The organism is Streptomyces sp. NPDC053750 (genome assembly GCF_044544295.1).
Classification (GTDB): Bacteria; Actinomycetota; Actinomycetes; order Streptomycetales; family Streptomycetaceae; genus Streptomyces.
Map to the genome: position 1 here is coordinate 712,018 of NZ_JBITXB010000002.1, position 10,901 is coordinate 722,918.

The window sequence follows — 10,901 nt, forward strand, 5'->3', positions numbered from 1 at the left end:
CTCTCTCGGAGGGGGAGGATCGCCGGCTGTCGCGGGCAGGAAATCCATGACGGAACGCCACTGGTATGCCAGCCGAATGCCACAATGGTTCCGCTGACCTCTCGTGCGGTCAACACTCGCTACAGAGTTGGGAGTTGTAAATGTTCCGAATCGGTGGCGGAGACAGGTTCGCAGAGTTCACCCGGGAGGGCCGCGGCGCGCCGCGCCTGGTCCTCGGACACCACGCGCCCGAGGGCGTCACCCTCCTGCGGGTCGCACTGGACGACCTGTTCGTCGCGTCCACCGGGCGGCCCTGGGCTCCGACCCGTCCCGGCGTGCGCACCTGCTCGTTCACGCGCACCGAGGACGGCATCCGGGCGCACTGCACCCTCGCCGGCCTGCCCGGACTGGAGGTGCTCCTGGACCTGGCCTTCGCCGGGGACCTGCTGCACCTGCGGACCACCTGGCGCAACGCGGGCGGCGCCGCCCGCACCGACGCCGTGCTGGGGATCGCGCTCCCGTTGCCGGCCCGTGCCCCCGAAGCGGTCACCCTGCCCCAGGTCCTGTACCGGGGCAACCCCTCGGCCGACCCGGCACGCACCGTGCCGCGCCTCGCCGCGGGCCCGGGCGGCGGCCTCGTCGTCGAGGAGCACCGGCTGCCCGTGCCCTGCGCCCACGCGGAGTGGAGCACCGACAAGGAGCCCCGGTACGCCACCCTCTACGCCGCCCGGCCCGGACCGGGCTCCCTCGGTGCGACCCACGACACCACCGGCGTCACCCTGCTGGGCCTCAGCGGCGCGCTGCTGTTCAACGGACGACCCGACACGGCCTACGTGCACAAGGGACGCACCGCGCCCTACGCCGGGGGATACCTCGACCTCCTTCCGGGCGCCGAGTTCCGCAGCCACCACGCCCTGGACTGGGGACGCCCCGCACGCCCGGGGCACGGCTTCCGGGCGCTCGTGCACCGGGGTCTGGGCCTGTACCGGCCACGCGGCGCGAGCCCCCTGTCACTGGACGAGATCGTGCGGCTCAAGACGGCCGCCCTCGACCGGCGCCGGCACGACCGCGAGGACGTCGCCGGCTACCTGAAGTTCACCGGCACCGGCCACACCGCCGGATTCATGTACGGATGGACCGGACAGTGCCTCAAACTCGCATGGTGCGACGCGCGCATCGGCCTCGAGCACGGCGAGACCTGGCGCGTCGAACACTGCCGCCGGGCGGTCAACTTCTACCTCGCGGGCAGCACCGTCCCCAAAGCCCCCGGCCTGCGCCTGAGCTTCTACGCCACCGAGGACCGGACCTGGTCCGGTTTCACCGGGGAGGACGGGCCGTTCGTCTCGGCCCGCGCCCTCGGCGACACCCTGTGCGACCTGGCCGACGTCATCGACCTGTTCCGCGGACACGGACACGCCGTCCCGTACGGATGGGTGCGGGCGCTCGTCGAAGGAGTGAGGGCGGCCTGCGACGACGGCCCACCGCCGTTCGGCTGGCGCCTGGACGGCTCCCGCCTGGCCGGCGAGCCGGGGACGGCCGGACTGCCCTGCGTGCTGGCCGTGCTGAAGGCGTTCCGTGTTACCGGGGAGCGGGACCTGCTCCGCAGGGCCGAGGCCCTCGTGGAGGAGTACCACCAGCGGTTCGCCCACGACTACGCGACGCCCTTCGCGCGCGCCACCCTCGACGCGGCCTGCGAGGACAAGGAGGGCGGCATCGCGTACTTCCTGTGCGCGTACGAGCTCCTGCTGCTCACCGGCAAGAAGCGCTGGGCGGCCCGGGCCCAGGAAGCGGCCGACTGGCTGCTCACCTGGGTCTACCAGTGGGACCCGCCCTTCCGGGACGGCAGGTTCGCCACCACCGGCTGGCCCGGAGTCAGCGTCCAGAACCACCACGTCGACGTGTTCTTCCCGGCGTACGAGCTCGCCCGGCTCGGGGACCTGGTGGGCCGGCCCGTCTACCGCGAGCTGGGCGAGCTGGTCCTGAACGCCTTCGGGCAGGGCATCTGCACCCGTCCGGGGGAGTGGGGCTTCGCCGAAACCGGTGAGCAGGCGGAGGGGTTCTTCCCCACCAACTGGCAGGAGCGGGGAACCAGCAACACCTGGAACCCGTCCTGGGTGACGGCCCAGGTGCTGTCCCAGGCCCTGCGCATGCGGGCCGACCCGGCCGGTCAGGCGACGCCCGTGCGGGCGGGCTCGGGCCGGTGCACGCCCCGGGGGCGGTAGCCGAGCGCCTCGCCGGCCCCGAGGTGGTCGGCGAGGAGCCAGGTGACGGCCAGCCACATCTCCGTGCTCTGGAGCCCCGCGACGCGGTCCGGGCGGTCGCCCGGCTCCAGCGCGAAGGAGAACCCCGCCCCGTCCTGCCACCGGCCGAGGACCCGCTCCAGCTGTCCCCGTGCCCAGTCCCGGCCCTCGGTGAGACGGTGCTCCGTGCGCCGGGCGCACAGCCACAGCGGATGGATGACGTCGAGGACGTCACAGGCCGTGCCCCGGTCCGGGCCGAACCACGCCGGGTTCCGGCTGTGCGTGAGTACCGTGTCCACGGTCCGCTCCGGATACGGCACGGGAAGCCCGAACTGCGCGAACGAGCCGCGCACCGTCCGGTAGAAGCCGTTCACGGGCTGCCGCCAGCCCTCCTTCGCATCCGGGGCGCCCCACAGGCCGTGCCCCGGATCGGCCCGCGTCAGCAGCCATCCGAACAGCGCCTCGACCTGGGGCGAGGAGGCGGGGGAGGCGGGGGAGTCCGGCGAGTCGGCGGAGGCGAAGTGGAGCGCGGTCGCGACCCCGTCCACCCAGTGCCCGCTGCGCCACGCCCGCGTGGACCACGGCAGGCCGTCCAGGCGCTCCACCAGCTGCGCGGCCGGCAGCTCGGTGACCGCCCGCACCGGGTGCGCGAAGCGCGAGCCGAGCAGGTCGAGCGCGTAACCGACGCTGAGGATGTGGTACAGCGCGGCGTCGTCGTCGAGGCCGGGCGCCTCGCATCCGAACTCGGGCACCAGACCCGTCGCGGGGTCCTGCCACCCGCGCAGGCGCTCGACGAGTCCGGCGCCGTCCGCACCGGGCGGCGGCCCGCCCAGCAGCAGCGCCGCGATCTCCACGGCGTCGCACGTCGCGCGCACGGTGGGCGGGACACCGGGCCGGTCGGTCCACGCGTCGCCCGTGCGGCAGCGTTCGAGCACGTCGCCCGCCTGCTCGCGGGCGCGCCGTGCGAAGCGTTCGAGCCGGCCGTCGAGGCTGCCCCCCGGCCGGGGAGCGCCGCCCGGCGAGCGCTGCGGAGCCGCGTCCCGCCTGTCCTTGAGGCGGCGTGCCGGATTGCCCGCCGCCACCGACCAGGCGGGCAGGTCCTTGGTGACGACCGCGCCCGCCCCGACGACACAGTGGTCGCCGATGGTCACCCCGTCCACGACGACGACGTGGGAGCCGATCCACACGTCGTCGCCGATGACGATGCCCTTCGAGGTGAGGGGCTGGCGGTGGACCGGTTCCCCGGGCTCGAAGCCGTGGTTGAAGCCGAGCAGCGAGGTGTGGGCGCCCACGCGGACGCCGTCACCCGCCGTCACCCGGCCGCGTGCCGTGGAGAAGGGATTGAGGGTGCAGTTGCGGCCCATGCGCACCTCGTCGGTGACCACGGCGTGGGCGCCGATGTACGAGCGGTCGCCCAACAGCAGCGTGTCGGCCTGGACGCCCGCCCACGGCGACACGAACACCCGCTCCCCGAACCCGGCCGAGCCCCCGCCCGCCCGGATCTCCTCCACCAGCCCTGCCTGGTACGCCAGTTGCGCGGCACGCTGCTCCTCGTCGCTCCCGCTCCAGAACTCCCACGGGCAGTAGTCGAACCGCCCGGGCCTCGTCTCACCCTCCACCGAACCCACCGGTCACCTTCTCCCTCACGAATCCGTCCACGCACTCGACGACGTCCGCGTCCGTCAGGATGCCGAAGTGGCAGTCCTCGAGGCGCAGTTCCCGGATCGGCGCATGCGCGTACCCACGCGCCAGGACGGCCCGGCGCGCCCGGTCCACCGTGGCACGACTGACGCTGATGCCGCCCACCCGTGGCGGGAACGCGCCGGTGTCACCTTCGCCCCGGTGGAAGTCGCAGGTGATGAACTCCTTGGTCAGGTGGGTGACCGTCAGGTCCGCCAGGTGGATGTTCTCGGCGAAGCCGCCGCGCACCGAGTTGGTCTTGATGTAGAGGCCGAAGTAGAGTCCGGGGCCGCCGATGAGGCAGCGGCGCACGTACACGTTCCGGATGCCTCCGGTCATGTCGCTGCCCAGGGTGACGGCCCCGTAGCGGTGGCGCAGCGCGCAGTCCTCGATGACGATGTTCTCGCTGGGCGTCGCGACCCGGCGCCCGTCGGCCTCCCGTCCCGACTTGATGGCGATGCAGTCGTCCCCCGCGGTGATGTCGCAGCGCCGGATCACCACGTCGCGGCAGGACTCGGGGTCGATCCCGTCGTTGTTGGGCCCGATGCTGTCGATGGTGACGTCCTGGACGAGGACGTTGCTGCACAGCACCGGGTGGATCTCCCACATCGGGGAGCGGATGATCGTCACTCCCTCGACGAGGACGCCGCGGCACCGCTGGAACTCGATGAAGTTGGGGCGGAAGCGCCGGCCGTCGGCATACACCCGCCGCTCGACCGGGTCACCGTCCTCCGCCTGCCGCCACAGCTGCGGCCAGTCCTCCTCCTGGTGCCGGATACCCGGGCGCCAGCCGAACTCCGCCTGCCCGGACCACGGCCACCAGTGCTCCTCGTCGGCCTGGCCGTCCAGCACTCCGCGGCCGGTCACCGCGATGTCGCGTTCGTCGAGGGCGTAGACGAGCGGCGAGTAGCCGTAGCACTCGACGCCCTGGAAGCGGGTGAGCACGGGCGGGAGGTAGTCGGCCGGGTTCTGGCTGAAGCGCAGCGTGGCGCCCTCTTCGAGGTGCAGCTCGACATGGCTGAGCAGCCGGACGGGGCCGGTGAGGAAGATGCCCGGCGGCACGGTGACCCGCCCGCCGCCCGCCGTGTGGCAGGCGACGACGGCGCGGCGCAGGGCGAGGGTGCAGTCGGTCCGGGCGTCGCCGCGCGCCCCGAACCGGGTCACGGGGAAGGTGCGGTCGGGGAAACGGGGCGGCACGACACGGGCGACGACGGCGTCGGCCTCGCTCCAGGGATCGGCGGCCGACGCCGGGCCCGGTCTGTCCGGCGCTGCCATCAGGCCGAGACCTCCTCGCCGTTGATGGTGACGCGGCGCAGGACCAGGCCCTCGATGTTGCGCTGCTCGTTCGGGCCCGTCATGCCGTCGAAGGAGCAGTCGCTCAGCAGCACGTCGCGAATCGGGTTGGCGTCGTTGCCGATGAACGTCCAGGCACGCGGCCCCGAGCGCGTGGTGAGCCGGTGCACCTCGATGCCGCGCACGTCGGGGTAGAAGTCGCCGCTTTCCAGGCGTTCGTAGTTCAGCGCGATCTCCACGACCGCCTCTCCGACCTCGCCGACCGTGATGTCGTGGCAGAGGACGTCGCGTACGTAACCGCCGCGCATCGGACTGGACTTGATGCGGATGGCCCGGTCCAGGTTCGGGCTGTCCATGCGGCAGTGCCGGGCGACGATGTCGCGGACGCCGCCGGAGGTCTCGCTGCCGATGGTGACCCCGCCGTGTCCGTCCGCCATCTCGCACCGCTCGACCAGGGCGTGCTCCATGGGCACCCCGACGCGCCGTCCGTCCGCGTTCTTGCCCGCCTTGAACGCGATGCAGTCGTCGCCCGTGTCGAACACGCAGTCCTGGATGAGGACGTAGGAGCAGGACTCGGGGTTGCAGCCGTCGTTGTTGGGGCCGACCGGGCTGTCCACGGTGACGCCGCGGACGGTGACGTTGCGGCACAGCACCGGATGGATGTTCCACATGGGGGAGTTGCGCACGGTGACGCCTTCGATGAGCACGTCACGGCAGCGGTAGAACTGGATCATGTTCGGCCGCAGATGGTGCCCCGCGCCGAACTTCCGCTCGGCCACCGGCACGCCCGCCTCCCCCCAGGCGATCAGCTGCTGGATGTCGGGGGTCTGCGGCGCGGGTCCGCCGTCGACCCCCTTCGTCCAGTGCCACCAGTGGGTCGCGTCGGCCTGTCCGTCCAGGGTGCCGCGTCCGGTGAGCGCCACGGTGTGGCAGTCGTACGCGTACACGAAGGGCGAGTAGTTGTAGCACTCGATGCCCTCGTAGCGGGTGTGGACGGCCGGCAGATAGGCGGCCGGATCCTGGCGAAACCGCAGGGTGGCACCCTCCTCCAGGTGGAGGTCGATCCGGTCGCGCAGGTGGATGGCGCCGGTCAGCCACTCCCCGGGCGGTACGACCACATGGCCGCCGCCCGCCCGCGCACACGCCTCGACGGCCGAGCGGATGGCCTGTGTGCAGTCGTGCTCGCCGTCGCCGACGGCGCCGTGGTCGGTGATCAGGACACGGCGGCGGGGGAAGCGCGGGGCGCGCACCCCGGCGAGGATCCGGGCGGCCCGGCGCTGCGCACCGGTCACGCCGGGCTCTGCCGCGTGCGCGGCCGGGCTGCCCGCGACACCGGCCGCGGCGACGCCCGCCGCGGCGAGGAAGGCCCTGCGGCCCGGGGCGCTCACCAGGACCACTCCTCGGCGGGCACCTGAAGGGTGTGCTCGCGCAGGGGTGCCTGCGGAGCGGGGGTACGGGTCGGGTACATGGGACGGATCCTGCCTTCCGGTTCGATGCCGATGACGTCGTCGCCCCGCCAGCGCACGCGGTAGTCGCGTCCGGCGGCGCTCTCGTCCGTGACGGTTTCAGGGAGGGGGAACGTGACGGTGACACGCTCGCCGGCGCGCGGTGCGGCGACGCTCAGCGTGCCGTCCGGCGCCCACAGGCCCACCTCGCTCCCGTGGTGGGTGCGCTCGGGGCGGCCGGGGGCGGTGCGGGTGACGCGCAGGTGGGCGTACCCGGCCCACTCCGGTACGCGCAGGCGCAGCTCGCGGCAGTCCTGGCGGATGTCGAGGTCGACGCGTCCGGTGTGGGGGAGGTGGCTGAGGACGTTCACGAACCTGCTGCCACGGTTGAGCAGCAGGTTGACCCGGATGAGCCGCTCGTCGCCCGTCACCGCGAGGGTCCAGCCGGTGAACAGGCCGCGCACCCCCGAACCCACGCAGCAGGCCTGCACGTCCGCGGTGTGGCCCCGGCCCAGCACGGAGTCCGACACGTAGTCGTTGGGGGCGCCGTATCCGGCGAACGCGCCGCGGACCCGTTCGCCGACCCGGTGGCGTGTGAGCCAGCCAGGTTCGTCGGCTCCGCGGTCGGGTGCCGAGCGGACCCAGGAGACGTCCTGGAGCTGTGCGGATGTGAGGTGGCCGCGCAGGAACCGTTCCAGGACCGTCCAGTAGGCGCCGTGGCCCGCCCCGGCGAGGGTACCGGCGATGGCGATGAGGTCGACGAGGGAGCAGGTCTCGTGCTCGAACCGCTGACCGGCCAGGTCTCCCGGCGTCCAGCCGAAGGCGGTGCACTGGCCTAGCGCCCAGTCGAAGCTGCGGCGCACGAACTCGGTCAGCGCGTGGTCGCCCGAGGCCACCGCGTACTTGGCGAGCCCGTCCAGCGTGCCGAGACGGGTGTGGAAGTGCCCGCTGCGGTAGGCGAGCGCCGGGTTGAACGAGCCGTCGGGCAGGAACACACCGCTGTACTCGGTGATCAGCCGGGTGAACCAGCCGCACAGCTCCCACGCCTGTTCGTTGCCGGTCAGCCAGTGCCAGCGCAGCAGCGGCATGATGAGCCGTCCGCAGAACGAGGCCGGGTCGGGCGCCAGGTGCAACTGCACCGCGTTCGCCGACGGCCAGCCGCGGTCCGTGTACTCCGACGCGGGGAAGTACCAGACGTCGCGCTCCTTGACCGCGATCCGGTGCAGCGCGGCCACCAGCCGGTCGGCCGCCGCGCCCGCCTCCTTGTCGCCGCTGTCCTGGTACCAGCTGGTCAGGGCGAGCAGGGTGGCGCGCTGGTCGATGAGGTTGGCGTGGGGCTCCCAGTGCCCGCGCGGATGGCTCCGCCGCCGGGTGAGCCCGTCCTCGCCGATGAGGGCGAGCAGCGTCTTCTTGTACCCCGCCTCGACGTCGGTCCACGACGAGTCGCCGGTCATGTGGCGGGCCAGGACGCAGGCGTCGGTGAGCCGGCCGTGGCTCGATCCGTAGTCCCAGTCGCCGTGGCGCAGTTCGGCGGGGTCGGCGAGGAGGTCGGCGCCGAAGAAGGGGATGCCGTCGAGGTCGTCGTCGGCCAGGCCGGCGACCGCGTTCATCGCCAGCGCGGCTCGTTCTTCCAGAAGGAGGGTGGCTGGTATGCCAGTCATGTATGTCACGCCGTCTCGGAGTCCGAAGGAGCAGTGATGCGGGCGAACGACCAGAACGCTAAGCGTGGTGGTGAGGGGCGTCAAGGGGCCGCGAAAGCGCAGGAAATGGCCGTCTGTCGGGAGAGTGCGGGGTGTTGACGCGCCCGTTCGGGCGGTTCTACGGTTCCCGTCGTCCGGCTCTCTCAAGTGGCATGCCAGTATCGGCGGAGAGAGACGGGTGACGCGATCGGAGGGCTGATGCGCACGGCCGTACTGAGACAGGTCGCCAGGATCGAGATCGAGGAGTGCGCCGTTCCGCGACCCGGCGACGGTGAGGCGCTCGTCGAGATGCGCGCGGTGGGCCTGTGCGGCAGCGACGTGGCGGCATTCCGCGGTCGGCACCCCTTCCGCGCGCCCCCGGTGGTGCTCGGGCACGAAGGAGCGGGCCGGGTGGTGGAGGCCGCGGCGGACGCGGCGATCCCGGCCGGCACGAGGGTGGCCGTCCTGCCACTGGTGTCCTGTCGGGGGTGCGGACGCTGCGAGCAGGGGTTGTCGCACCTGTGCGCGCACCGGCGGCTGCCCGGCGCCGGCCTGCCCGGGCTGCTCAGCCGGTACGTGGCGGTCCCACAGCGCGCCCTGGTGCCGCTCGCCGACGGCCTGCCGTACGCGGAGGGCGCCCTGGTGGAACCCGCCGCGGTGGCCTGGCACACGGTGCGCGCGGCGGGCGTGCGCCACGGCACCCGCCTGGCCGTGCTCGGCGCCGGCCCCATCGGCCACCTCACCGCGGCGGCGGCACGGCTGCACGGGGCGGGAGAACTGCTCGTCAGCGACGTACGGGAGCAGGCCCTCGGGCTCGTCACGCGGGCGACGGGGTGCCGCACGGTGAACGCGCGGGACGGGTCGGTGCACGGAGCCGGGCGGACCGACGCCTTCGACGCGGTCGTCGTCGCGTCCGGCCACCCGTCCTGCCTGGACGAGGCGCTGGCCCTGTGCCGCCCTCGCGGCACGGTGGTCGTGCTGCCGATGTTCGCCGACGCGGTGCGGGCGGGACTGAACCCGCTGGTGCTGAAGGAGGTGCGGATCAAGGGCTCCTCCCTGTACGGCCCCGACGACTTCCGCGCGGCGGCGGACGCCGTCGCACGCCGCGTACTCGACGTCCGACCGCTGGTCGGGGAGGAGCCGGCACCGCTGGCCGCGGCCCAGTCGGCCTTCGAGGCGCTCGACAAGGGGAGCGACGTCCTGAAGTTCTTCCTGGACCCGGCGCGCTGACCCCACAGGACCCGGCAGGAGTGAGGCAGGCATGACGGACGAGCAGGTCGTGGCGGCATACGACATCGAGAGCTGGCTGCCGCCCCTGCGGGCCGCCGAGGTACTGGCGAACGAGCAGTCCACCGGCACCTTCGTACGGGTGCCCGGCGAGAGCGACGCACTGCGCAGGCGGTTCGGGGCGACGGTCGTGGAGGTGACCGAGCTGCCCGAGGGGCGCCACCCGCCGCTGCCCGGGGCGCACAGGCCAGCCGGATCCGGCGCGCGCCCGCACCGCGCGCGGGTCAGGATCGCCTTCCCGCTGCGCAACTTCGGCCCCTCGATGCCGAATCTGCTGGCCGCCGTCGCCGGCAACCTCTTCGAACTCCGCGAACTGGCCGCCGTACGCCTGGTCGACCTCGAACTGCCCGACGCGTTCGCCGAGCGCTACCCCGGCCCGGCCTTCGGCGTGGACGGCACCCGGCGCCTGATGGGCGCGCCCGACGGCGCGCTGATCGGCACGATCATCAAGCCGGGAGTCGGCCTCCACCTCGACGCGCTGCGCGGCCTGGTACGCGAACTCGCCGAAGCAGGCATCGACTTCATCAAGGACGACGAGCTCAACGGCAATCCGCCGCACGCCCCGCTGCGCGACCGCGTCGCCGCGGTCACGGAGGAACTCGACCGGGCCGCCGACCGCACCGGGCGCCGCACCATGTACGCCTTCAACATCACCGACGACATCGGCCGCCTGGAGGCCAACCACGACCTGGTGCTCGCCGCGGGCGGCACCTGCGTCATGGTGTGCGTGCAGACGGTGGGGCTCGCGGGCGTCGCGCACCTGCGCGAGCGGGCCGCGCTGCCCGTACACGGCCACCGGGCCATGAGCGGGGCGCTGCTGCGCAGCCCGCAGATCGGTCTCGGCCCGCTGGTCTTCCAGAAACTCGCCCGTCTGGCCGGCGTCGACCAGCTGCACGTCGGGGGCATCGCGAGCAAGTTCTACGAGACCGACGAGGACGTCGTCGCCTCGGTCCGCGCCCTGCGCGAGCCCTTCCTCGGCGGATACCAGGTGCTGCCGGTGCTGTCCTCGGGGCAGTGGCCGGGGCTGGCCCACCGCACCCTGGACCTGACCGGCACCACGGACCTGCTGGTCCTCGCGGGCGGAGGCATCCACGCCCACCCGGAGGGCCCCGCGGCAGGCGTCGCCGCGATGCGCGCGGCATGGCGGGCCGCCGCCGAGGGCGAGCCCCTGGCCGAACGGGCCGCCCGGGACCGGCACCTCGCCCTGGCGCTGGAACGCTTCGGCGAGGCCCGCACATGACGGGCCGGGGCATGGATGCGACGGGCTGCGGCGCGGGGTCGACGGGCCGGGGCATGGA

At 73.2% G+C, this 10,901-nt stretch carries 7 protein-coding genes; 3 read left to right on the forward strand and 4 right to left on the reverse strand.

Annotated features, from left to right (window positions below):
* Positions 1–140 precede the first annotated feature (140 nt).
* Positions 141–2,201, forward strand: a complete 2,061-nt coding sequence (locus tag ACIGO6_RS08655; RefSeq protein ID WP_399873166.1) for a hypothetical protein — start codon at positions 141–143, stop codon at positions 2,199–2,201.
* On the opposite strand, the gene ACIGO6_RS08660 is transcribed toward ACIGO6_RS08655, so the two are convergent.
* The 4 genes from ACIGO6_RS08660 to ACIGO6_RS08675 are packed head-to-tail and all read right to left on the reverse strand — an operon-like array spanning position 2,147 to position 8,298.
* Entirely contained in the window at positions 2,147–3,847 is a 1,701-nt protein-coding gene (locus ACIGO6_RS08660; RefSeq protein ID WP_399873169.1) for an acyltransferase, read from the reverse strand. The two genes, ACIGO6_RS08655 and ACIGO6_RS08660, sit on opposite strands and share 55 nt — an antisense overlap.
* Positions 3,828–5,174 (reverse strand): glycoside hydrolase family 28 protein, encoded by a 1,347-nt coding sequence (locus ACIGO6_RS08665; RefSeq protein ID WP_399873172.1) that lies wholly within the window; start codon positions 5,172–5,174, stop codon positions 3,828–3,830. Before ACIGO6_RS08665 ends, ACIGO6_RS08660 begins: the two co-directional genes overlap by 20 nt.
* Positions 5,174–6,580 (reverse strand): glycoside hydrolase family 28 protein, encoded by a 1,407-nt coding sequence (locus ACIGO6_RS08670; RefSeq protein ID WP_399873175.1) that lies wholly within the window; start codon positions 6,578–6,580, stop codon positions 5,174–5,176. Before ACIGO6_RS08670 ends, ACIGO6_RS08665 begins: the two co-directional genes overlap by 1 nt.
* A complete protein-coding gene (locus tag ACIGO6_RS08675) occupies positions 6,577–8,298 on the reverse strand; it encodes a hypothetical protein (protein ID WP_399873178.1) in 1,722 nt (573 codons plus the stop codon). The genes ACIGO6_RS08670 and ACIGO6_RS08675 overlap by 4 nt, the downstream gene beginning before the upstream one ends.
* Positions 8,299–8,535: 237 nt before the next feature.
* Between ACIGO6_RS08675 and ACIGO6_RS08680 the strand changes: the two genes are divergently transcribed.
* Complete coding sequence (locus tag ACIGO6_RS08680; protein WP_399873181.1) at positions 8,536–9,546, forward strand: zinc-binding dehydrogenase; 1,011 nt, start codon at positions 8,536–8,538, stop codon at positions 9,544–9,546.
* A 31-nt stretch (positions 9,547–9,577) separates the two neighbouring features.
* The gene (locus ACIGO6_RS08685) at positions 9,578–10,843 is read left to right on the forward strand and encodes a RuBisCO large subunit C-terminal-like domain-containing protein (protein WP_399873183.1); all 1,266 of its coding nucleotides are present in this window, start codon (positions 9,578–9,580) and stop codon (positions 10,841–10,843) included.
* Positions 10,844–10,901 lie beyond the last annotated feature (58 nt).